The sequence below is a fragment of the Burkholderia sp. KJ006 genome, from assembly GCF_000262695.1.
Lineage (GTDB): Bacteria > Pseudomonadota > Gammaproteobacteria > Burkholderiales > Burkholderiaceae > Burkholderia > Burkholderia vietnamiensis.
In genome coordinates this window covers 655,664-677,962 of record NC_017920.1, presented here as the reverse complement: position 1 = coordinate 677,962, position 22,299 = coordinate 655,664, and the positions used below count along the sequence as shown (strand labels likewise).

Sequence of the window (22,299 nt, the reverse complement as noted above, 5' to 3'; positions counted from 1 at the left end):
CCCGCATAACAGCCCGTATCGCAACCCGTCTCGCCCGCCGCAACCGGCAGTCGCGGCCGGCGAATATTACAATCAGCTTTCCAGACGCGCGACAGCGGTGCCGGTTCGTGCTTTAACAGCTTGATCCGAAAGCGCATTTGCTGCGCCGTTTGCGCTTGGGGCCGGTGGTAGAATAACCGGCTTATTTTTCGATCTTCCCCTACGGAGAGACCAACGTGCCGTTCATTTCCAATGCCTTCGCGCAAGGTGCCGGTGGCGCCGAATCGAGCCTGATGAGCTTCCTGCCGCTCATCCTGATGTTCGCGGTGCTGTACTTCATCATGATCCGTCCGCAGATGAAGCGCCAGAAGGAGCACCGCAACATGCTCGCGGCCATGGCGAAGGGCGACGAAGTCGTCACGAGCGGCGGCCTCGTCGGCAAGGTGACGAAGGTTTCCGAAGGCTACATCGGCGTCGAGATCGCCGAAGGCACCGAAATCACCGTGCAGAAGTCTGCGGTCACGACCATTCTGCCGAAGGGCACGATCAAGTCGCTGTAAGGCTTTCAACGAGCGTCCGGCTCCCCGCGTCGTGCCCGCCTGACAGCGCGGGCCGGCGCGGCGCCGGACGCGACGCTTTCACGCCAACCATCCGTTCGGCCCCCTCATGAATCGTTATCCAATCTGGAAATATGTCGTGATGGTCGTGGCGCTCGCCATCGGCTTTCTGTACACATTGCCCAACTTCTTCGGCGAAGCGCCGGCGGTGCAGGTGTCGAGCGGCAAGGCCACGGTCAAGCTCGACTCGGCCACGCTGAGCCAGGTCGAAGCCGCGCTCGCGTCCGCACAGATCAAGCCGGACGACGTGACCTTCGAGAACACGGCGACCAACGCGAACATCCGCGTGCGCCTGAAGGACACCGATACGCAGCTGCGCGTCAAGGACCTGCTGCAGAAGTCGCTGAATACCGACCCGAACGATCCGCAGTACGTCGTCGCGCTGAACCTGCAGAGCGCGTCGCCGCGCTGGCTGACGGCCATCCACGCGCTGCCGATGTACCTCGGCCTCGACCTGCGCGGCGGCGTCCACTTCCTGCTGCAGGTCGACATGACCGGCGCGCTGACGAAGAAGCTCGACTCCGACGCGACCGACGCGCGCGCCTTGCTGCGCGACAAGAACATCCGCGACGGCGGCGTGAGCCGCGTCGATCAGTCCGTCGTCGTGAATTTCAGCGACGCGCAGACGGCCGAAGACGCGCTCAAGGCGCTCGCCGCGTCGATCACCGAACTGCAATGGGCGACCCAGCCGGGCGGCGGCGGCACGCAAGTGGTCGGCACCTTCACGCCGGCCGTGCAGAAGTCCGTCGAGGACGCCGCGCTCAAGCAGAACCTGACCACGCTGCACAATCGCGTGAACGAGCTCGGCGTGTCCGAGCCGATCCTGCAGCAGCAAGGCAGCGACCGCATCGTCGTCGAGCTGCCGGGCGTGCAGGACACCGCGAAGGCGAAGGACATCATCGGCCGCACCGCGACGCTCGAGGCGCGCCTCGCCGATCCGATCAACACGCACCCGAACCCGAACGACCCGGTGCCGCCGGGCGAGGAACTGTTCACGCAGGGCAACCAGGCGCCCGTGCTGCTGAAGAAGGACGTGATCTTCACCGGCGACCGCATCATCGACGCGTCGGCCGGCTTCGACGAACACCAGCGTCCGTCGGTCAACATCCGTCTCGACTCGGCGGGCGGCCGCTCGGTGCGCGCGGTGTCGCGCGAGAACATCGGCAAGCCGATGGCGATGGTGCTGTTCGAGAAGGGCAAGGGCGAAGTGCTGACGGTCGCGACGATCCAGTCCGAACTCGGCGACCGCTTCCAGATCACCGGCCAGCCGACGCCGCAGGCCGCGGCTGACCTCGCGCTGCTGCTGCGCGCCGGCTCGCTCGCCGCACCGATGGACATCATCGAAGAACGCACGATCGGCCCGAGCCTCGGCGCGGACAACATCAAGATGGGCGTCCACTCGGTGATCTGGGGCTTCTGCGCGATCGCCGTGTTCATGGTCGCGTACTACATGCTGTTCGGCGTGATCTCGGTGATCGGCCTGTCGGTGAACCTGCTGCTGCTCGTCGCGGTGCTGTCGCTGATGCAGGCGACGCTGACGCTGCCGGGCATCGCGGCAATCGCGCTCGCGCTCGGCATGGCGATCGACTCGAACGTGCTGATCAACGAGCGCGTGCGTGAAGAACTGCGCGCCGGCCAGCCGCCGCAGCTCGCGATCCAGTCGGGCTACGCGCACGCCTGGGCGACGATTCTCGACTCCAACGTGACGACGCTGATCGCCGGCCTCGCGCTGCTCGCGTTCGGCTCGGGCCCGGTGCGCGCGTTCGCGATCGTGCACTGCCTCGGCATCCTGACGTCGATGTTCTCCGCGGTGTTCTTCTCGCGCGGGATCGTCAACCTCTGGTACGGCGGCCGCAAGAAGCTGAAGTCGCTCGCGATCGGCCAGGTGTGGAAGCCGGAAGGCGCGGCGGCCGGCGCGACGTTCGCGGCAGCCGACGAATCGACCGACACCGCGCGCGCCGCGAAGCTCGCCGCGCCCGCGAAAGGCAATGGGCCGCGCGCCGGCAAGCCGCAGTTGCGCAACCGCGCGCAGCCAGGCGTGCCGCCGAAGAAACCGGGCTCGACCCAATAAGGCGCCGGAGACGAAGCCATGGAATTTTTCCGCATCCGTAAAGACATTCCGTTCATGCGGCACGCGCTGGTGTTCAACGTGATCTCGCTGGTCACGTTCATCGCCGCCGTGTTCTTCCTGTTCCACCGAGGGCTGCACCTGTCCGTCGAATTCACCGGCGGCACGGTGATCGAGGTCCAGTACCAGCAGGCCGCGCAGCTCGAACCCGTGCGCGACACGCTCGGCAAGCTCGGCTACGCCGATGCGCAGGTGCAGAACTTCGGCACGTCGCGCAACGTGCTGATCCGCCTGCAGCTCAAGCAAGGTCTCACGTCCGCGCAGCAGAGCGACCAGGTGATGGCCGCGCTGAAGGCGCAGAGCCCCGACGTGACGCTGCAGCGCGTCGAGTTCGTCGGCCCGCAGGTCGGCCGCGAGCTCGCGACCGACGGGCTGCTCGCGCTCGCGTGCGTCGTGATCGGCATCGTGATCTACCTGTCGTTCCGGTTCGAATGGAAGTACGCGGTCGCCGGCATCATCGCCAACCTGCACGACGTCGTGATCATTCTCGGCTTCTTCGCGTTCTTCCAGTGGGAGTTCTCGCTGGCGGTGCTCGCGGCGATCCTCGCGGTGCTCGGCTACTCGGTCAACGAATCGGTGGTCATCTTCGACCGGATCCGCGAGACGTTCCGCCGCGAACGCAAGATGAGCGTGCAGGAAGTGATCAACCACGCGATCACGACCACCATGTCGCGTACGATCATCACGCACACGTCGACGGAAATGATGGTGCTGTCGATGTTCTTCTTCGGCGGCCCGACGCTGCACTACTTCGCACTCGCGCTGACGGTCGGCATCATGTTCGGCATCTACTCGTCGGTGTTCGTCGCGGGCTCGCTCGCGATGTGGCTCGGCATCAAGCGCGAAGACCTCGTCAAGGAAAAGAAGACGGCCCACGATCCGGACGATCCGAACGCGGGCGCGCAGGTTTGAGCGGCGCGGCGTTTGGGGGCTTTTTCGGCGGCTTTTTCGGCCGCTTTCCGAAGTAGCGAAAGGCCGGTTCCTCAGGGACCGGCCTTTTTTTATCGGCATGCGGTTTGCCGCTTGCCGCCTGTCGCCTATCGCGATGCCGCCGCGCGGGCGTCGGCTACAATCGCGACACCGCCCCGCCCCGTCCCCCACTCGCCGAAGCCGCGCTCCTCATGATTCCGGTCAAGCCTGCCATTCGTCGCGTCGCCGCGTCGCGCACCGGTGCGATCACCGCGGCGGTGTTCATTGCATTTGCATTCGAATTGGCGCCCGCGGCGCTCGCGCAAACCGTCCCGGCCAGCGCCACTACCGCCGCGCCGCTACCTTCCCCGTGTCCGCCCGACTGGGAAGCGCAGCTCTGCGAACTGAAAGCGGCAATCGAAGTGCTGAAGAAGAAGCATCTGACCGACGTCGACATCGGCGCGCTGCTCGACGCGACCGTACACGCGGGGATCAAGACGCTGCCGTACGCGCGCTTCTTCAACGCGGCCGAGCGCCGGCAGCAGCTCGACGACGAGCGTCGCGCGCGCGACGGCACGCCGGGCATCGGCATCGTGTTCGAGACGCGGCCCGACGGCCTGCACATCATCGACGTGATTCCCGACGCGCCCGCGGAGAAGGCCGGCGTGCGGCCCGACGATCTCGTCGTCGCGATGAACGACCAGAGCGTGGTCGGGCTCGACAGCGCCGACGTCGTGAAGCTCGCGAAAGGCGACGCGGGCGTGCCGCTGAAGCTGACGATACGGCGCGGCCCCGGGCAGGCGACGCTCGTCGTCGCGCCGGTGCGCGCGATCGTCCGCCCGCACCCGGCGAGCGCGAAGCGGCTCGCCGGCGACATCCTGTACACGCGGCTGTCGAGCTTCCCCGAGCCCGCGGTCGGCAACTACATCGACGCGGTCGAGGCCGCGCGCCGCAATGGTCCGCCGGTGAAAGGCGTGATCCTCGATCTGCGCATCAATGGCGGCGGCGCGCTGAATGCGGCGATCGGCATCACCGCGCTGTTCGCCGGGCGCGAGCGCACCGCGATGGTGACGCTCGAACGCGACGGCAGGAACCGCCGCCGCATCACGACCAACTGGCCGGACTACGAACTGCCGGTGATGCACGGTCAGGATCCGCTCGCGCCGCTGCAGGCCGACGACTGGTGGCGCACCGTGCCGCTCGTCGTGCTCGTCGACGGCCAGAGCGCGTCGGCGGCCGAAGCGACCGCGGCCGCGCTGCGCGATCTCGGGCGCGCGCGGCTGCTCGGCATGCCGACCTACGGCAAAGGGCTCGCGCAGACGGGCGTCGATCTGATCGACGGCACGCGGCTCAATCTGACGTTCGCGCGCAACCTGCGGCCGAACGGCTGCCCGATGGACGGCTACGGCGTCGTGCCCGACTGGCTCGTCCCGCCGCGCCGCGACTCGGACGTCGACGGCGTGCTGCTGTGGTACCGCGAGGTCGATCTCGCGCGTGCGCCGTATGCGGACCGGCTCGCGCCCGATCCGTTCGCCACGGTGCGCGACGCCCGGCGCAAGCTGCGCGACGCGCGCGTGCGCGCGAAGGTCGAGATGTCGAAGAGCGCGGCGCTGCCGCAGCGCGAATTCGGCACGGCCGCGGACTGGCAGCTGCGCCAGGCGCTGGCCGCGCTCGCCGGGCAGCCGGTGCAGACCGTCGCCGCGCCCGCGCAGCTGATGCCGGCCCAGCCGGCATGCGAGCGCGGCGACGACTGACGCGCGCTCAGCGAAACCCGAAGCGCCGCCTCAACACGACCAGCGCCGCGATGCTCAGCACGGCCGCGAACATCAGGTAGAAGCTCGGCGCGGTGTTGGTCCCGGTCGCGCGGATCAGCCACGCGATGATGAACGGCCCGAAGCCGCCGAACACGGTGACCGCGACGTTGTACGCGAGCGACATGCCGGTCGTGCGCGTCTGCACCGGAAACACTTCGGACAGCAGCCCGGGCAGCGCCGCGAAATAGCCGGTCATCAGGAACGCGAGCAGCACCTGCAGCGCGATCAGCGTGCCGAAGCCCGGATGCGCGACCAGATACGCGAACGCCGGATAGATCAGCACGAGAAAGCCGATGGCCGGCGCCAGCATCACGCGCACGCGGCCATAGCGATCCGACCAGTGGCCGACGAGCGGCGCGAACGCCATCTGGATCACGCCGACGACGAGGATCGCCGCGAACGCGGCCGACGGCGCGAGGCCGAGCTGCTTCACACCATAGGTCGGCATGAACAGCACGAGATAGGTCGCGACGGTGCCGAGCACGACCGCGCCGATCGCGGCGACGAGCCGCGCCTTGTGCGACGCGAACGTGTCGCGCAGCGGGTTCGCCGTGACGTCGGCCGCGAGGAATTCGGGCGTCTCGTCGACCTTCGCGCGGATGTAGTACGCGACCGGCCCGAGCAGCAGCCCGAAGAAGAACGGCACGCGCCAGCCCCATGCGGCCATCTGCGCGGCGGTGAGCTGCGCGTTCAGCACGGTGCCGAAGGCGGCGGCGAGCAGCGTCGTGAGCCCCTGGCTCGCGACCTGCCAGCTCGCGAAGAAGCCGCGCCGGCCGGGCACGTGCTCGGCCAGGAACGCGGTCGCGCTGCCGAATTCGCCGCCCGCCGAGAAGCCCTGGATCAGCCGCGCGGCGACGAGGATCAACGGCGCGGCGACGCCGATCGTCCGGTAGGTCGGCAGCACCGCGATCACGAGCGTGCCGGCCATCATCAGCAGGATCGACAGCGTGAGCGCGGCCTTGCGGCCCGCGCGGTCGGCGTACGCGCCGAGCACGATCGCGCCGAGCGGGCGCATGAAGAACGACACGCCGAAGGTGCCGAGCGTGAGCAGCAGCGACACGGTGTCGTTGCCGGCGGGAAAGAACAGGCGCGAGATCGTCACCGCGAAGAAGCCGTAGACCACCAGATCGAACCACTCGAGCGCATTGCCGATCGACGCGGCGACCACCGCGCGCCACACGCGCGGCGACGAAGCAATGGAGCGGGACTGCGTGACGGCATCCATCGGCGATCTCCTGTCGTTCTACGTCGTATTCGACGCGTGCGGGGCGGGGCCGCGCCGCGCGATGCCGCCGATTATAGGCGCGCAAAAAAGCCGCCGCGCCCAGCAACGGGAACGCGGCGGCTCGCAGGCGGCGCGCGGCGCGAAGGCCGCGGTCGCGTTACTCGTTACTGCTTGACGGCTTCGGCCGTGATCAGCAGCTTGGTCGCCATCTTGAAGCCGTACTGCTTGCCGTAATCGAGGCCGAACTCGTCGCGGTTGAATTCGCCGACGGCGTCGACGCCGCACACTTCACGCTTGAGCATCGGATGCGGCATGCACTTGAACGAGTCGATCTTCAGCGTCAGCGGCTTCGTCACGCCGTGCAGCGTCAGGTTGCCGACCACCGACACCGGCTTGTCGCCGTCGAACTTGATCGCGCCCTTGTAGACCGCCTGCGGGAACTTGGCCGCATCGAAGAAATCGGCCGTCTGCAGGTGCTCGTCGAGCTTCGCGCTGCCGGTGTGGATCGACGCGATGTCGGTCGTCACGTCGACCGTACCCGTCTTCGCCGCGCGGTCGAGCGTCACGGTGCCGCTCGACTTGTCGAACTTGCCGCGCCAGACCGACAGGCCGCCGAAGTGGTCGGCCTCGAAGCTCGGGTACGTGTGGCTCGGGTCGAACTGGTAAGTCGCGCTTTCGGCGAAGGCCGAGAACGACAGCGAGGCTGCCAGCGCGCCCGCGGCGATGATCAGATGCTTTTTCAACTTTTTCTCCTTGGAACGGCGCCGCGCGCTTGCGCGGCATTCGGGTGAGGCACGTGATACGGGTGATGCGGGACCCGCCGCTTACTTCGTCGCGACGAGATGGAACTTGATCTGCACTTCGTCGGCGACGATCGACGTGTCCTTCCATTCGCCGGTGCCGACGTTGAACGCGGAGCGCTTGATCGGCAGCACGCCGTCGAAGGTCTGCGTCGCGCCGCTCTGCGTGACCGTCACGGGCACCGTGACGTTCTCCGACTTGCCCTTGATCGTCAGCTTGCCGGTCACGTTGTACTTGTTGCCGCCGGCCGGCGCGATCGCGCTCGACGCGAAGGTCGCCTGCGGATACGTTTTGGCGTCGAACCAGTCCTTGCCGGCGACCTGGTCGTTGTACATCTTGTCGCCGAGGTCGAAGCTCGCGATGTCGATCGTCACCTGCGCGCTGCCCTGCGCGGCTTTCGCCGGGTCGAACTTCACCTGCGCGGAGAACTTCCGGAACGCGCCTTCGGTCGGCACGTTCATCTGCTTCGACACGGCGGACACCTTGCTCTTGGCGAGGTCGACGTCGGCGTGCGCGGCGGCCGATGCGGCGAGCGACGCCGCGGCGAATGCGGTCAGCACGGAGCGGGAGAAAGTCACTTTCATGGGTTCCTTCATTTGGCAAAGGGAAGCATGCGCGACAGCAGCCCGTCGCGGTCCAGCACCTGATGCTTGAGCGCCGCCAGCACGTGCAGCGACACCAGCGCAAGCAGAATGTAATTCAACGTCACGTGGAGCGTCTTCAGCGTCTCTTTCAGCACCGGATCGGGGTCGATCAGGCGCGGCAGCGGCACGATGCCGAGGTAGACGACCGGGATGTTCGACGCGGAGCTGTACAGATAGCCGGTGACGGGGATCGCGAGCATCAGCGCGTACAGCAGCATGTGGACGCCGCGCGACGCGGCGCGCTGCCAGGCGGGCGTAGCGCCGGGCAGCGCGGGCGCCGCGTGGGTCGCGCGCCACAGCAGCCGCACCAGCGCCAGCGCGAACACGGTCACGCCGATCCACTTGTGCCACGAGTAGTACTTCAGCTTGGCCGGCGTGAAGCCGGGGATGTCGGTCATCACCCAGCCGAGCGCGAAGCCGCCGACGATCAATACCGCGATCAGCCAATGCAGCGCGATCGCGGTTTGCGTGTAACGTGCCGGGGTGGCCGGCAGCGAGTTCGATGCCATCGTGGGTTCCTCAGGTGAGCGAACGGCCGCGCCGGTATATTCGTCCGACGCTTGTCAAGGGCGCCATGCTACCGCAACCTTTCTCGACGCGCGGACTCTGAGGACAGGCACGCCAGCCGGCTGTCACGTTCGCGCCATGTTACCGGCCGGTCACCGCGCGCCCGGGCATTGACACCGCCGAAAAACCGATTTGGTAAGATTGGCGCGGGTTCCGGCCCCGTCGACGCGCCGCCCAGCCGTCGCAACACCGCCTTTTCCATGCAACGATACGACCTGATTGCCTGTCACGAATGCGACGCACTGTTGCATAAACCGCGCCTGAGCGGCCGCCAGATCGCGCGCTGCCCGCGCTGCGACGCGCTGCTCTATCGCAACAGCACCACGCAGATCGAGCGCATCACCGCGCTCGCGGTCGCCGCGCTCGTCACGTTCGTCATCGCGCAGACGTTCCCGATCCTCGAAATGGACCTGAACGGCACGCGCGTGCAGACGACGCTGATCGGCGCGATCGACGCGCTGTGGCATCAGGACATGGCGATCGTCGGCGTGATGGTGTTCTGCTCGACCGTGCTGTTCCCGCTCGTCGAGATGGCCGCGCTGCTCTACGTGCTGCTGCCGATCCGGCGCGGCGTCGTGCCGCCCGGCCTGAACCTCGTGCTGCGCACGATCCAGCTCGTGCGGCCGTGGGGGATGATCGAGGTCTTCATGCTCGGGATCGTCGTGACGATCGTGAAGATGGTCAGCCTCGCGCGCGTGGTGCCCGACGCGGCGCTGTTCGCGTTCGGCGCGCTCACGCTGATGATCGCGGTCGTGCTGATGTTCGACCCGCGCACCGTGTGGGACATCGCCGACGACCTGCGCGCCGGCCGCTCGCCGGGCGCCCCCGCCGCTCCTGCTACTCCCGCCGCCGCCGACCCGGCCGCGCTGCCGGAAGCGCCGCGCCGATGACGACGCCGACCGCCGCCCGCGAGGGTTACGCCAGCTGCCACGCCTGCGGGCTCGTGCAGACGCTCGACCATGCGCATGCGCATTGCGCGCGCTGCGGCAGCACGCTGCATTTCCGCACGCCGGACAGCGTCATGCGCACCTGGGCGCTGCTGATCGCGGCCGTGATCCTGTACATTCCGGCGAACCTGCTGCCGATCATGCGCACGTCGTCGATCGTCGGCTCGCAGGAAGACACGATCATGAGCGGCGTCATCTATTTCTGGACCTCCGGCGACTGGCCGCTCGCGGTGATCGTGTTCGTCGCGAGCATTCTCGTGCCGATGCTCAAGCTCGGCGTGCTGACGCTGCTCGCGACGAGCGCGCAGCGCCGCGCGACGTGGCGGCCGCTGCAGCGCACGCTGCTGTACCGGATCGTCGAGCGGATCGGCCGCTGGTCGATGCTCGACATCTTCGTCGTGACGCTCACCGTCGCGCTCGTCCATTTCCGTTCGCTCGCCGTCATCACGGCCGGTCCCGGCGCGCTCGCGTTCGGTTCGGTCGTGATCCTGACGATGCTCGCGTCGATGCAGTTCGATCCCCGCCTGATCTGGGATCCAGTCGAAACCTCAGGGAAACACCATGAATAGTCCGCAAGGCCCGCAGCACGACGCGCCCCGGCCGCCCGACCCGGCAATCTCGACGAAAGGCGGCTGGCTGCCGTCGCTCGTCTGGCTCGTGCCGCTGCTCGCCGCGCTGATCGGTATCGGGCTCGTGATCAAGTCCGTGCGCGAGCGCGGCCCGGAAATCACGATCAGCTTCCACAGCGCGGAAGGGCTCGAGCCGGGCAAGACGCAGGTCAAGTACAAGGACGTCGAGATCGGCACGGTCAAGACGATCACGCTGTCGAAAGACCTCACGCGCGTGCTCGTCCAGGTGCAGTTGAAGAAGGAAGCCGAGGACTTCGCGATCAAGGGCTCGCGCTTCTGGATCGTGCGGCCGCGCGTCGGCACGACCGGCGTGTCGGGGCTCGGCACGCTGCTGTCCGGCGCATACATCGGCGTCGACGCCGGGCGCGGCCCGGACGCGCAGAGCGACTTCATCGGCCTCGAGTCGCCGCCCGCCGTGACCCGCGACCAGAAAGGCACGCAGTACGTGCTGCGCGGCGATTCGCTCGGCTCGGTCGACATCGGCTCGCCGGTCTATTACCGTCGCGTGCAGGTCGGCCAGGTGGTCGGCTTCTCGCTCGACAAGGACGGCACGGGCGTCACCTTCAACGTGTTCGTCAATGCGCCGTACGACCAGTACGTCGGCATGAATTCGCGCTGGTGGCAGGCGAGCGGCGTCGACCTGCGGCTCGATTCGAGCGGCCTGAAGCTGAACACGCAATCGCTCGCGACGGTGATCCTCGGCGGCATCGCATTCCAGACGCCGCCGAACCAGCGCACCGGCGCGACCGCGCCGAACAACACGACGTTCCGCCTCGGCTCCGACGAAGGCGACGCGATGCGCGATCCGGACGGCGAGCCGCTGCAGGTCGTGATGAACTTCAACCAGTCGCTGCGCGGGCTCGCGGTGGGCGCGCCGGTCGACTTCCGCGGCATCGTGCTCGGCGAAGTGACGAACATCGGCATCGACTTCGATCCGAAGACCAAGAACTTCCTGATGCCGGTCACGATGAACGTGTATCCGGAGCGGCTCGGCCCGCGCTTCCGCGAAACGATCGGCAACAAGGGCGAGTCGGCCCGTCGCGAGATCGTCGAGCGCCTCGTCAGGCACGGGCTGCGCGGCCAGCTGCGCACCGGCAACCTGCTGACGAGCCAGCTGTACGTCGCGCTCGACTTCTTCCCGAAGGCGGCGGCCGTGAAGATGGACACGACGCGCCAGCCGCTCGAGCTGCCGACCGTGCCCAACACGCTCGACGAGCTGCAGCTGCAGGTCGCCGACATCGCGAAGAAGCTCGACAAGGTGCCGTTCGACCAGATCGGCGCGAACCTGAACAGCGCGCTCACGAACGCCGACAAGCTGTTCAAGCAGCTCGACACGCAGGTCGCACCGGAAGCGCGCGACACGCTGTCGGCCGCCAAGCAGACCTTCTCGACCGCCGAGGCGACGCTGCAGCAGGATTCGCCGCTGCAGTCCGACGTGCGCGGCGCGCTGAAGGAGCTCACGCGCACGCTGCAATCGCTGAACGCGCTCGCCGACTATCTCGAGCGCCATCCCGAATCGCTGCTCAAGGGCAAGCCAGGAGATCAACCATGACCACGACACGCGTGAACGTGCTCGCGAGCGGCGCAGCCGCGCTGTTCGCCGTGCTCGCGCTCGGCGCGTGCAGCTCGCCGCCCGCGCGCTTCTACACGCTGAGCCCGGCCGACGCCGCCGCGCCCGTGCGCACCGCGCCCGCCAATCCGGCATTCCTGATCGAGGTGCCGTCGGTGGGCGTACCGGAGCAGGTCGCGAGGAACCAGTTCGTCGTGCAGCGCAACGCCGCGCAGGTCGACGTGCTCGAGCAGGAGCGCTGGGCCGCGCCGCCGGCCGACGAGATCCGCCGCGCGCTGTCGGACGATCTCGCCGCGCAGCTCGGCACGATCGACGTCGCGAATTCCGCGTATCCGGCCGGCGTGCCCGTGTATCGGATCAGCGTGAACGTGCAGCGCTTCGAGTCGTGGCCCGGCAAGCGGGCGGCGATCGACGCGGTGTGGAGCGTGCGCGCGGTCGGCACGCAGACGGTGATGACGTGCCGCACGAGCGTCGCGGAGCCGGTCGCCGGCGGCTACGATGCGCTGGTGGCCGGCCATCGGCGCGCCCTCGACGCGATTGCCTCGCAGGCCGCGGCCGGCGTGCGCGCGATCGCCGCGCGGCGTGGGGTGGCGGCGAGTGGAGCGAGCGCGGTGGCAGGCGGCAAGACGACGGTCGCCGCGACGGCCGTGCCGGTCGTGCCCTGCCCGGCCAATCCGGCGCCCGGCGGCGACGCAGGCGCGACCGGCAAGTCGGGCGCGTAAGCCGGCGGCGGGGTGCGCGTGGATGCGAGCGCATGGGGGGTGTGGGTGCGTGGCTCGTATGGACGTATGGGGCGTGTAGCCGCATCGTTCGTGTCGCCCGCGTCGTTCGTGTCGTTCGTGTCGTTCGTGTCGTTCGTGTCGTTCGTGTCGTTCGTGTCGTTCGTGTCGTTCGTGAAGTTCGCGGAGTCCATATCGCCCGTGTCGCTCACTGCGTAACCCGTCTGGTCCGTGCGGCCCCTGTAACTCGTCCGGCCCACCTGACCCGGTAACCCGTTCCAGCAGCATCACCGATCACGCCCGCCGGCCGCACGGCCCACACGAGATCCCGGCCCTCACCCGCCTCGCCTCGCTCGTCGAAATCGGCAAAAACCGGCGTCACGCAACGCGGTCAGCTTGCCTTTTCGCGGCCAATTGACGATCCTACGCTGTCCCCGACCCGCGCCGCCTGTCGTGCGGGCCAGCCGATGGCGCACCGCCCCGGTCCGACCGAGCGCCGCGCGAGCGCAGGCCCGCGACGGCCCACGCACGGCGCGTGGCGACCGTCCGCCCATCGTCCGGCTTGCCCGACCCGCGTCACCGTTGCCCTCGGCGCCGCGCCGCGTTTCCGGCCGGCATCCCGAACCCGCCCACCCGTGGGCTTTCGCTATTCCGTTTATGTTTCGTTCCCTGACGACCCTGATCAAGAAGTGGCGCGCGTCGCGCAATGCCAGCCACCAGCTCGATGCGCTGCTCGCGCACGCCGACGCGCACGCGTCGTACGCCGAACGCAGCGAATGGCTGATCGAGCTCGCGCACTGGCTGCGCCGCAACGGCGCGATGCAGCCCGGCCAGGACGCCCCGGCCGAGCGCGACGCCGACGCGCGCGCGTATCCGGCCCACGCGCGACTGCGCTACCTGTTCCACGTGCTCGACCGCAATCCCGCGTGGAAGTCGCACGCCGCGCGCATCCTGCGCGGGATCCTGCGCGAATGCGACGGCATCTCGCTGCTGTGCGACGCCGGGATGCCCGTGCATTCCGGCTTCTTCGGCGCGCTGTTCGAGCGGATCGACTCGTCGCTGATCCCGCCCGCGCCGAACCGCCGCGAACTGTCGGCGCTGTTCACGCTGATGTTCCCGACGCCGGAGGACGCGCAATGGATCGACGCGCTGCCCGACGACCTGCTCGGCCGCTTCGCCGAACTGTTCACGTTCGACGTCACCGACGCCGAGCGCCACGAGCCCGGCTCGTTCTCGCGCGACCTGCTGGCCGCGCTGCACAACCTGACCTGCCAGATCAGCTCGACCGGCCTGTCGCAGACGGTGCGCAGCCGCCTGTCCGACGACGATGCGCGCAAGCCGCTCGAAGGCCAGCCGTTCTACCGCCTCACGCGCGCGATGCTCGCGGTCGAGACCGCGCATGCGGCGGCCGAGGACGGCGGCGATCCGAGCAAGCTGCTGCACGAGGTGAACTATCTGCGCGTGCTGCTCGACGAATGCCGGACCGCGGTCGACGACGTGTTCGCGCACCTGTACCGCAACGGCGTGTCGGTCGACATCGTGTTCCAGGTCGAGCGGATGCGCATGCGCATCCAGCGCGCGGAACTGCTGCTCAACGCATGGATGGCCCGCGACGACCTGCGCGACATGGCGCGGCTCACCGCCGAGCTGGTCGACGCGAACCAGAACAGCCAGAGCGTCTCGCATCTGATGCGCAGCAACTTCTCGCTGTTCGCGCGCAAGCTCGTCGAGACCAACGCGGACACCGGCGAGCACTACATCTCGCGCGGCCGCGCCGAATACCTGAAGATGCTGCGGATGGCCGCGGGCGGCGGCCTCGTGACGGTCGCGACGGTGTGCGTGAAGTTCGCGATCACCGGCTCGCACCTGCAGTCGATGCTCGAAGGGCTGCTCGCGGGTGTCAACTACGCGGCGAGCTTCATGCTGATGCACTTCCTGCATTTCACGCTCGCGACCAAGCAGCCGGCGATGACCGCGCCCACGCTCGCGCGCGAACTCGACGACACCGGCCACGACGAAGGCGTGAAGGCGTTCGTCGCGTCGGTGATCGCGCTGATCCGCACGCAGGCCGCGGCGATCTCCGGCAACGTGCTCGTCGTGTTCCCCGTCTGCCTGCTCGTGCAGCTGCTCGCGGGCAACCTGCTGCACGCCAACGTGATCTCGCCGGCCAAGGCGCACGCGACCCTGCATTCGTTCTCGCTGCTCGGCCCGACGCCGTTCTACGCGGCGCTGACCGGCGTGCTGCTGTGGACGTCGAGCCTGCTCGCCGGCTGGGCCGACAACTGGTTCGTGCTGCACCGCGTCGGCGACGCGCTCACGTACAACCGCCGCCTGCGGCTCACGCTCGGCGCGGCGGGCGCCGCGAAGCTCGCGCACTTCTGCCGCTCGAACGTCGCCGGCGTGGTCGCCAACGTCGGGCTCGGGCTGATGCTCGGCCTGGTCCCGGCGATCGTCACCGTGTTCCTGTTCCCGTTCGAGGTGCGTCACGTGACGCTGTCGGCCGGCGCGATCGGCGTCGCGATTGGCGTGCTCGGCCAGGACGCGCTGCGCACGCCCGAACTCTGGTGGGCCTGCGCCGGCGTGCTGAGCATGGCGATCCTCAACGTGCTGGTGAGCTTCGTGCTCGCGTTCACGATGGCCGTGCGCTCGCGCAGCCTGCGCCGCACCAAGGTGCGCGCGCTGGTCGGCGCGATCGTGCGCACGGTGCTGGCGAAGCCGTCGGCGCTGTTCTGGCCGGCCGGCGCACCGGCCGCTCGCGCGGGCCAGCCGGGCTCGCACTGACGGTTCGACGGGCCGGCGGCGCACGCGCGGCGGGGCCGCCCGGCCCGCCGCGACGTCCGGTCGGCCGGCGCGCGCGCACCGCCCGCACGCCAAAACGGACGCGGCGCCGGCTGCGGCCGCCCGCGCCGCGTACAATGGTGGACTTTTGCACGTCCTCACCCGCCTCATGTCCTCGCCTACCCTGTACGAATTCTTCGCTCCCTGCCCGCGCGGCCTCGAAGCGGCGCTCGCCGCCGAGCTGGCCGAGATCGCCGGCCGCCACCTGAACGGCGCGCCGTTCACCGCGGGCGCGCAGGTGCCGGGCGGCGTGCACTTTCGCGGCGGCTGGGCCGCCGGGATGGCCGCGAACCTGCACTCGCGCATCGCGAGCCGGATCCTGCTGAAGATCGCGCACCGCGCGTACCGCAACGAGCAGGACGTCTACGCGCTCGCGCTCGAGCAGCCGTGGGAGCGCTGGTTCGCGTCGACGCAGACGCTGCGCGTCGACATCACCGCGATCAAGTCGCCGCTGAAGAGCCTCGAATTCGCGACGCTGCGCGTGAAGGACGCAATCTGCGACCGGATGCGCGAGAAGACCGGCTCACGCCCGAGCATCGACACCGGCGCGCCGGACGTACGCGTGTTCGCCTTCCTCACGGCCGGCGAATGCACGCTGTATCTCGACACGTCGGGCGAGCCGCTGTTCAAGCGCGGCTGGCGGCTCGACAAGGGCGCGGCGCCGCTGCGCGAGAACCTCGCGGCCGGCATCCTGCGTCTGACCGGCTGGACGCCCGGCACGCCGCTGTACGACCCGATGTGCGGCAGCGGCACGTTCCTCGCGGAAGCCGCGCAGATCGCGCTGGGCGTCGCACCGGGCGTTGAGCGCCGCTTCGGCTTCGAAAAGCTCAAGCAGTACGACATCACCGCATGGCAGGGCCTGAAAGTCCCCGCGCTCGACGCGAAGCGCGCCGCGCGCAGCAAGCGCGATCCGCTCGGCGTGTACGGCAGCGACATCTCGGGCGACATGCTCGACAAGGCGCGCGCGAACCTCGAACGCGCGGGCGTGCCGTCGGTATGGCTGAAGCAGATCGACGCCCGCGCGATGACGCCGCCGTGCGACGGCCCCGGCATCATCCTCGCGAACCCGCCGTACGGCGAGCGGATCGAGGTGCGCGGCCGCAGCGCGCGCGGCGAGGTGCGCGAGACGGGCCGCAACCGCGGCAACGACGACGCGTTCCGCCGCACGCACACCGACGCGCCCGACAGCGAGTTCTTCAACGCGCTCGGCGATGCGCTGAAGCAGCGCTTCACCGGCTGGCAAGCGTTCCTGCTGAGCTCCGACCGCTCGCTGCCGGGCCAGCTGCGCCTGCGCGAATCGGCGAAGACGCCGCTGTTCAACGGCGCGCTCGAATGCCGGCTGTTCCGCTTCGACCTGATCGCCGGCAGCGTCAAGGCGCGCCCGGCCGCTGCGGAAGGCGACGCGTGACGCGCCGCTCGCGCGCACCGGCCGCTGCGGCCGGCTGCTGACAGCCAGTCCCCGACGCCCGGCATTCGCCGGGCGTTGTTACTTGCGGCGCCGATGCGTGCGCCGCTTCGTCTGCCGTACCTTCCACCCCACCGTCCGCTTCGGCGCTGCGCTGCGCCCCGGCTGCCGCCGCGCGACGCGCGAAGCGCGAACGGGCAGGCGCTTTCCACACCGGCGCGCGGTGCGTTGTCAGTACCGCCATCACTACTGACAGCACGCTGTCAGGAGCCCGCGTTCACACTGCAATCCCGGCGCAATGCAAGGCTGGTTTCCATCAAGAATCCGAACAACAAGGAGCTCGTCATGACGTCCGCGACTGCAAACGCAAACGCACCCGCAACCCTCGACCGTGCCATCGCATGGTTCGACATCCCGTCGCTCGATTTCGACCGGGCGATCCGCTTCTACGAAACCGTGCTGCAGACGACGTTGCATCGCGACGTGATCGGCGGCGTGCCGATGGCCGTGTTCGATCACGAGGCGTCGAACACGGGCGGCAGCATCGTGTTCGATCCGCAGCAGATGAAGCCGAGCGCGAACGGCGTGCTCGTGTACCTGAACGCCGGCGAATCGGTCGTCGCAGCGCTCGAGCGTGCGAAGCGCGCGGGCGGCGTCGTGCAGGGCTCGGTGGTCGAGCTGCCGAACAACTACGGCTACATCGGCTACCTGATCGATACCGAGGGCAACCGCGTCGGCCTGCACGCGCCGAAATGCCACTGAGCGCAGCCGCGAGCGGGCCGGCGCGGCGCTATCATCGCGGCAATCCCCTCACCGCAGGAGTCGAGGTGCCGCGATGACGCGCCGTGCCGACCGCCTTTTCCAGATCGCCGAGCTGCTGCGCGGGCGCCGCCTGACGACCGCGCAGCAGCTGGCCGACTGGTTGTCGGTGTCGCCGCGCACGGTTTATCGCGACGTGCGCGACCTGCAGCTGTCGGGCGTGCCGATCGAAGGCGAAGCGGGCATCGGCTACCGGCTGAACCGCAACGCGAGCCTGCCGCCGCTCACGTTCACCGCCGAGGAGCTGGCGGCGCTCGCGGTGGGCGCGCGGATGCTCGAAACCTGGGGCGGCGCCCGCTTCGCCGGCGGCGCGCGCTCGGCGCTCGCGAAGATCGCGTCGGCGATGCCCGCCGACAAGCGCACGGCGCTCGATCGCCTGCCGGTGTTCGCGCCGTCGTTCCACATCGACGAGACGTTCTGCGCGAAGGTCGATGCGATCCATCAGGCCGTCGATACGCGCCACATCGTCAGCTTCGACTACCGCGACCGGTTGGGCGCGCACACGAAGCGCCGCGTGTGGCCGCTCGGGCTCGTGTACTGGGGCGGACGCTGGACGATCGGCGCGTGGTGCGAGCTGCGCGACGATTTCCGCACGTTCGACATCGCGCGGATGGGCGACATCACGCTGCACGAGCAGTTTCCCGACATGGAAGGCCGGCGCATCGCCGACTACATGCGGATCGCGCAGGCGCCGAGGTGCTGACGCGCGCGGCGCGCGCACGAAGCGCGCCGCGCGCAACCACCATCGCGATCGCGACCCGCCAGGTTCACTGCGCCGCCGGCTGCGTCGGCCGGGACGGCGCCGCGTTCGCACATCGCGCCCACCGCCCGGCCTTGAAGCGCGGCCGCGCGGCGAGCTCCGTGCGCCGGCGGAGCGGCGCTTCGCATCCCGCCGTCAGCCGTTGAATATGACCGGCCGCTTCGGGCGCTCGTCGACGTGCAGCGAAAACACGTCGGCGCGCGCGTAGTGCCCGACCACGTCGAAGTCGTAACGCGCGCGGACCAGCTCGTCGGTATCGATGCGCGCCGTCACGAGGCCGGGCTCGCCGATCAGCGGCTCGGTCAGCAGATCGCCGAGCGGCCCGACGATCACGCTGCCGCCGCGGATCAGCGGCCGCTCCGGGTCCCAGCCCGGCACCTCGATGCCCAGCGCGCGCGGCGACGGCTGCACCTGGCAGGCGCTCACGACGAAGCAGCGGCCTTCGTGCGCGATGTGGCGCATCGAGCATTGCCACAGATCGCGCTCGTCGACGGTCGGCGCGCACCAGATCTGCACGCCTTTCGCATACATCGCGCAGCGCAGCAGCGGCATGTGGTTCTCCCAGCAGATCGCGGCGCCCGCGCGGCCCGCGGCCGTGTCGACCACCGGCAGCGTCGAGCCGTCGCCCTGCCCCCAGATCAGCCGCTCGGTGCCGGTCGGCATCAGCTTGCGGTGCTTCGCGACGAGCCCGTCGCGCGGATCGAAGAACAGCGCGGTGCAATACAGCGTGCTGCCGCCGCGCTCGATCACGCCGATCACGAGGCTCGCGCCCGTGCGCTGCGACAGCGCGGCCAGTTCGTCGGTTTCCGGTCCCGGCACGTCGATCGCCTGCGCCGCATAGCGCGCGTACGCCTCGCGGCCCTCGGGCAGCCGGTAGCCGAGCCGCGTGCCGAACGTCTCGCCTTTCGGATAGCCGCCGAGCACCGCCTCGGGCAACACTACGAGCGATGCGCCGCTGTCGCGGATCGCGGTTTCGTAAGCGAGGATCGCGTCGAGCGTGGCGCGCGTGCCGGCCGGCGATGCGCCGATCTGCAGCGCGGCGATGACTGAGGTGGACATGAAGGCGTCTCCGGTGAAGGTGTCGAACGGGATGGAAAGGGATCGAATGGAAGACGCCATCTTTGCCGATATCATGTCATCGATCAAATCGATAGCACGATAACTGACATGAATGCGGATGATATCGCCGGGCTCGACCTGAACCTGCTGAAGGTCTTCGAGGCGCTGTACGAGGAAGGTGGCGCGAGCCGCGCGGCGTTGCGGCTCGGCCTCACGCAGTCGGCGGCCAGCGCGGCGCTGGCGCGGCTACGCGTGATCTACGCCGATCCGCTGTTCGTGCGCACCGGCCGCGGGCTCGCGCCGACGCCGCGCGCGGACGAATTGAAGCCGATCCTGTCGGACGCGCTCGACCGCTGCCGCGCGAGCCTCGCGATCGCCGCCGACGCGGGCGAGCGGATCGGCCGAACGATTTCGGTCGGGCTGTCGGACGACTTCGAGATCGCGCTCGGCCGCCCGCTGATCGACGCGGTCGCGCGCGACGCCGCGGGTATCCGCCTGATCTTCCGGCAGACGCACAGCGGGATCGCCGGCGACGCGCTGCTGCGGCACGGCGTCGATCTCGCGATCGCGTCGGGCGGGTTTTCCGCGCACGGGCTCAGCCGGCGCGCGGTCGCGACCGGCGGCTACGCATGCGTGATCGACCCGGCGGGCAGCGCTCGCGCGCCGCGCACGCTGTCGCTCGCGGAGTTTCTGCGGCGCGATCACGTGCTGGTGTCGTCGGGCGGCGTGATCGGGATCGTCGACGAGGCGCTGGCGGCGCTCGGCCACAAGCGGCGCGTCGCCGCGTCGACGACGCACTTCGCCGCGCTGCCGTACCTGCTCGCGGGCTCCGACGCGGTCGCCACGATTCCGGCGCACGCGGCCCGCGCGATCGCGCGCGCGACGTCGCTGCGCGCGCTCGCGTGCCCGGTCGAGCTGCCGCACTATCCGGTCGAGATCGGCTGGCGCACGAGCGCGCAACGCGACCCGGCCATCGTGCGGGTGCGCGACGCGATCGCAGCGTGCGTCGCGACGATCGTCGCGGCGTGACGGCCGGGGTGACCTGGCGACTTGGCGACGTTTCGGGTCCAAAAGGGTCGGATAGATCACCCGACCGCCCGGCACCCGCCGGTCGCAACCGGTAAAATGTCGAACCATGAAACCCGAAATCTGGACCCCGCATGTGACCGTCGCGGCGCTCGTCGAGCGAGACGGCCGCTTCCTCGTGATCGAGGAAGAAACCTCGACGGGCCTGCGCATCAACCAGCCGGCCGGCCATCTGGAGGCCGGCGAAACGCTCGCCGACGCCGTGATCCGCGAGACGCTCGAAGAAACCGCGCATCCGTTCGTCCCCACGGCGCTCGTCGGCGTCTACCTCGCGCACTACGAGCGCCCCGGCAGCGCGGGCGCGACCTATCTGCGCTTCACGTTCTGCGGCACCGCGGGCGAACCGCTGCCCGGTCACGCGCTCGACGACGGCATCGTCCGCACGCTGTGGCTGAGCGCCGACGAACTGCGCGCGTGCAGCGAGCGTCACCGCTCGCCGGCGGTGATGCGCTGCGTCGACGACTATCTCGCCGGGCGGCGCATCCCGCTCGATTTCGTGCATACGCATTCGGTCGCGCCGCGGCCGCAAGCATTCGACCGTCAGGCGGTGAACAAATGAGCAAGCGCCGTGTAGTGGTGGGCATGTCGGGCGGCGTCGATTCGTCGGTGACCGCGTGGCTGCTGAAGGAACAGGGATACGACGTGGTCGGCCTGTTCATGAAGAACTGGGAAGACGACGACGACGGCGAATACTGCTCGACGCGCCAGGACTGGATCGACGTCGTGTCGGTGGCCGATCTGATCGGCATCGACGTCGAAGCCGTGAACTTCGCGGCCGAATACAAGGACCGCGTGTTCGCCGAATTCCTGCGCGAGTACTCGGCCGGCCGCACGCCGAACCCGGACGTGCTGTGCAACGCCGAGATCAAGTTCAAGGCGTTCCTCGATCACGCGATGTCGCTCGACGCCGAGATGATCGCGACCGGCCACTACGCGCGCGTGCGCGAGCGCGACGGCCGCTTCGAGCTGCTGAAGGCGTTCGATCACACGAAGGATCAGTCGTACTTCCTGCACCGGCTGAACCAGGCGCAACTGTCGAAGACGATGTTCCCGCTCGGCGAGATGCCGAAGACGAAGGTGCGCGAGATCGCCGCGCAGATCGGCCTGCCGAATGCGAAGAAGAAGGATTCGACCGGCATCTGCTTCATCGGCGAACGGCCGTTCCGCGACTTCCTGAACCGTTATCTGCCGACCAAGCCCGGCCCGATGAAGACGCCCGACGGCAAGCGCGTCGGCGAGCACATCGGCCTCGCGTTCTACACGTTCGGCCAGCGCAAGGGCATCGGGCTCGGCGGCAGCAAGGACGGCAGCGGCGAGCCGTGGTTCGTCGCCGCGAAGGACATCCCGTCGAACACGCTGTACGTCGTGCAGGGCCACGACCATCCGTGGCTGCTGTCGCACGAGCTCGTCGCGGGCAACGTCAGCTGGGTCGCCGGCGAGCCGCCGGCCGACGGCTTCGCGTGCGGCGCGAAGACCCGCTACCGGCAGGCCGACGCGGCATGCCGGTTCGGCGCGGCCGCGGCCGGGCCGGCCGGCGAGGCGCGCTTCACGCTCGCGTTCGACGACGCGCAATGGGCCGTCACGCCCGGCCAGTCGGCCGTGCTGTACGACGGCGAGATCTGCCTGGGCGGCGGCATCATCGAGCACGCGGCCAGCGGCCGCGATGCTGCTGCTGCGGCCCCCGCAGCGGCACTCGTCGAAGCACGCTGACACCCATTCGGTTTAGACTTGCGGCACGCCGCGCCCGGCGCAACACGATTGCACCGAGGCCGGCGCGCCGCCG

The 22,299-nt window shown here is 69.2% G+C and carries 22 protein-coding genes; 17 read left to right on the top strand and 5 right to left on the bottom strand.

Annotated elements, in window-relative coordinates; all coding sequences use genetic code 11:
* Positions 1-215: 215 nt before the first annotated feature.
* The 4 genes from yajC (at position 216) to MYA_RS03070 (ending at position 5,387) form a co-directional block, all read left to right on the top strand.
* Complete coding sequence (yajC, locus tag MYA_RS03085) at positions 216-539, top strand: preprotein translocase subunit YajC (RefSeq protein WP_011883318.1); 324 nt, start codon at positions 216-218, stop codon at positions 537-539.
* A gap of 106 nt (positions 540-645) precedes the next feature.
* A complete protein-coding gene (secD, locus tag MYA_RS03080; RefSeq protein ID WP_011883317.1) occupies positions 646-2,667 on the top strand; it encodes a protein translocase subunit SecD in 2,022 nt (673 codons plus the stop codon).
* An 18-nt stretch (positions 2,668-2,685) separates the two neighbouring features.
* Positions 2,686-3,636, top strand: coding sequence for a protein translocase subunit SecF (gene secF / locus MYA_RS03075; protein ID WP_011883316.1), 951 nt, complete (start codon positions 2,686-2,688; stop codon positions 3,634-3,636).
* Positions 3,637-3,845: 209 nt separating this feature from the next.
* On the top strand, positions 3,846-5,387 hold the full coding sequence (locus tag MYA_RS03070; RefSeq protein ID WP_014722468.1) for a S41 family peptidase: 1,542 nt from the start codon (positions 3,846-3,848) through the stop codon (positions 5,385-5,387).
* 7 nt (positions 5,388-5,394) lie between these two features.
* Here the strand turns inward: MYA_RS03070 and MYA_RS03065 are convergent, their stop codons facing one another.
* Positions 5,395-6,672 (bottom strand): MFS transporter, encoded by a 1,278-nt coding sequence (locus MYA_RS03065; protein WP_014722467.1) that lies wholly within the window; start codon positions 6,670-6,672, stop codon positions 5,395-5,397.
* Between MYA_RS03065 and MYA_RS30875 the strand changes: the two genes are divergently transcribed.
* Positions 6,659-6,847, top strand: a complete 189-nt coding sequence (locus tag MYA_RS30875; RefSeq protein ID WP_014722466.1) for a hypothetical protein — start codon at positions 6,659-6,661, stop codon at positions 6,845-6,847. The two genes, MYA_RS03065 and MYA_RS30875, sit on opposite strands and share 14 nt — an antisense overlap.
* On the opposite strand, the gene MYA_RS03060 is transcribed toward MYA_RS30875, so the two are convergent.
* The 3 genes from MYA_RS03060 to MYA_RS03050 form a co-directional block, all read right to left on the bottom strand.
* Positions 6,837-7,415: a YceI family protein gene (locus tag MYA_RS03060; RefSeq protein WP_011883313.1), complete on the bottom strand. Its 579-nt coding sequence runs from the start codon at positions 7,413-7,415 to the stop codon at positions 6,837-6,839. The two genes, MYA_RS30875 and MYA_RS03060, sit on opposite strands and share 11 nt — an antisense overlap.
* Before the next feature lie 81 nt (positions 7,416-7,496).
* Positions 7,497-8,057 carry a YceI family protein gene (locus MYA_RS03055; RefSeq protein ID WP_011883312.1) on the bottom strand — a complete coding sequence of 187 codons (561 nt, stop codon included), beginning with the start codon at positions 8,055-8,057 and terminating at the stop codon, positions 7,497-7,499.
* Between the two features lie 8 nt (positions 8,058-8,065).
* Positions 8,066-8,626, bottom strand: a complete 561-nt coding sequence (locus MYA_RS03050; RefSeq protein WP_014722464.1) for a cytochrome b — start codon at positions 8,624-8,626, stop codon at positions 8,066-8,068.
* 258 nt (positions 8,627-8,884) lie between these two features.
* Between MYA_RS03050 and MYA_RS03045 the strand changes: the two genes are divergently transcribed.
* The 9 genes from MYA_RS03045 (at position 8,885) to MYA_RS03010 (ending at position 18,314) form a co-directional block, all read left to right on the top strand.
* Positions 8,885-9,574: a paraquat-inducible protein A gene (locus MYA_RS03045; RefSeq protein WP_011883310.1), complete on the top strand. Its 690-nt coding sequence runs from the start codon at positions 8,885-8,887 to the stop codon at positions 9,572-9,574.
* Positions 9,571-10,200, top strand: coding sequence for a paraquat-inducible protein A (locus MYA_RS03040; RefSeq protein WP_011883309.1), 630 nt, complete (start codon positions 9,571-9,573; stop codon positions 10,198-10,200). The genes MYA_RS03045 and MYA_RS03040 overlap by 4 nt, the downstream gene beginning before the upstream one ends.
* The gene (locus MYA_RS03035; protein ID WP_011883308.1) at positions 10,193-11,812 is read left to right on the top strand and encodes a PqiB family protein; all 1,620 of its coding nucleotides are present in this window, start codon (positions 10,193-10,195) and stop codon (positions 11,810-11,812) included. Before MYA_RS03040 ends, MYA_RS03035 begins: the two co-directional genes overlap by 8 nt.
* On the top strand, positions 11,809-12,552 hold the full coding sequence (locus tag MYA_RS03030) for a PqiC family protein (protein ID WP_014722463.1): 744 nt from the start codon (positions 11,809-11,811) through the stop codon (positions 12,550-12,552). Before MYA_RS03035 ends, MYA_RS03030 begins: the two co-directional genes overlap by 4 nt.
* 66 nt (positions 12,553-12,618) lie before the next feature.
* Positions 12,619-12,768 carry a hypothetical protein gene (locus MYA_RS31680; protein WP_014722462.1) on the top strand — a complete coding sequence of 50 codons (150 nt, stop codon included), beginning with the start codon at positions 12,619-12,621 and terminating at the stop codon, positions 12,766-12,768.
* 438 nt (positions 12,769-13,206) lie between these two features.
* Positions 13,207-15,330, top strand: coding sequence for a site-specific recombinase (locus MYA_RS03025; protein WP_014722461.1), 2,124 nt, complete (start codon positions 13,207-13,209; stop codon positions 15,328-15,330).
* Positions 15,331-15,496: 166 nt separating this feature from the next.
* Positions 15,497-16,795 carry a THUMP domain-containing class I SAM-dependent RNA methyltransferase gene (locus MYA_RS03020; protein WP_014722460.1) on the top strand — a complete coding sequence of 433 codons (1,299 nt, stop codon included), beginning with the start codon at positions 15,497-15,499 and terminating at the stop codon, positions 16,793-16,795.
* 342 nt (positions 16,796-17,137) lie between these two features.
* Positions 17,138-17,554, top strand: a complete 417-nt coding sequence (locus tag MYA_RS03015) for a VOC family protein (protein WP_011883304.1) — start codon at positions 17,138-17,140, stop codon at positions 17,552-17,554.
* A 73-nt stretch (positions 17,555-17,627) separates the two neighbouring features.
* On the top strand, positions 17,628-18,314 hold the full coding sequence (locus MYA_RS03010) for a helix-turn-helix transcriptional regulator (RefSeq protein ID WP_014722459.1): 687 nt from the start codon (positions 17,628-17,630) through the stop codon (positions 18,312-18,314).
* A 192-nt stretch (positions 18,315-18,506) separates the two neighbouring features.
* On the opposite strand, the gene MYA_RS03000 is transcribed toward MYA_RS03010, so the two are convergent.
* The gene (locus tag MYA_RS03000; RefSeq protein WP_014722458.1) at positions 18,507-19,430 is read right to left on the bottom strand and encodes a carbon-nitrogen hydrolase family protein; all 924 of its coding nucleotides are present in this window, start codon (positions 19,428-19,430) and stop codon (positions 18,507-18,509) included.
* Positions 19,431-19,538: 108 nt separating this feature from the next.
* Between MYA_RS03000 and MYA_RS02995 the strand changes: the two genes are divergently transcribed.
* From MYA_RS02995 to mnmA, 3 genes are all read left to right on the top strand, one after another.
* Positions 19,539-20,459, top strand: a complete 921-nt coding sequence (locus tag MYA_RS02995) for a LysR family transcriptional regulator (RefSeq protein ID WP_014722457.1) — start codon at positions 19,539-19,541, stop codon at positions 20,457-20,459.
* 106 nt (positions 20,460-20,565) lie between these two features.
* Positions 20,566-21,075 carry an NUDIX hydrolase gene (locus MYA_RS02990; RefSeq protein WP_011883300.1) on the top strand — a complete coding sequence of 170 codons (510 nt, stop codon included), beginning with the start codon at positions 20,566-20,568 and terminating at the stop codon, positions 21,073-21,075.
* Entirely contained in the window at positions 21,072-22,226 is a 1,155-nt protein-coding gene (mnmA, locus tag MYA_RS02985) for a tRNA 2-thiouridine(34) synthase MnmA (RefSeq protein WP_011883299.1), read from the top strand. The genes MYA_RS02990 and mnmA overlap by 4 nt, the downstream gene beginning before the upstream one ends.
* Positions 22,227-22,299: the final 73 nt, after the last annotated feature.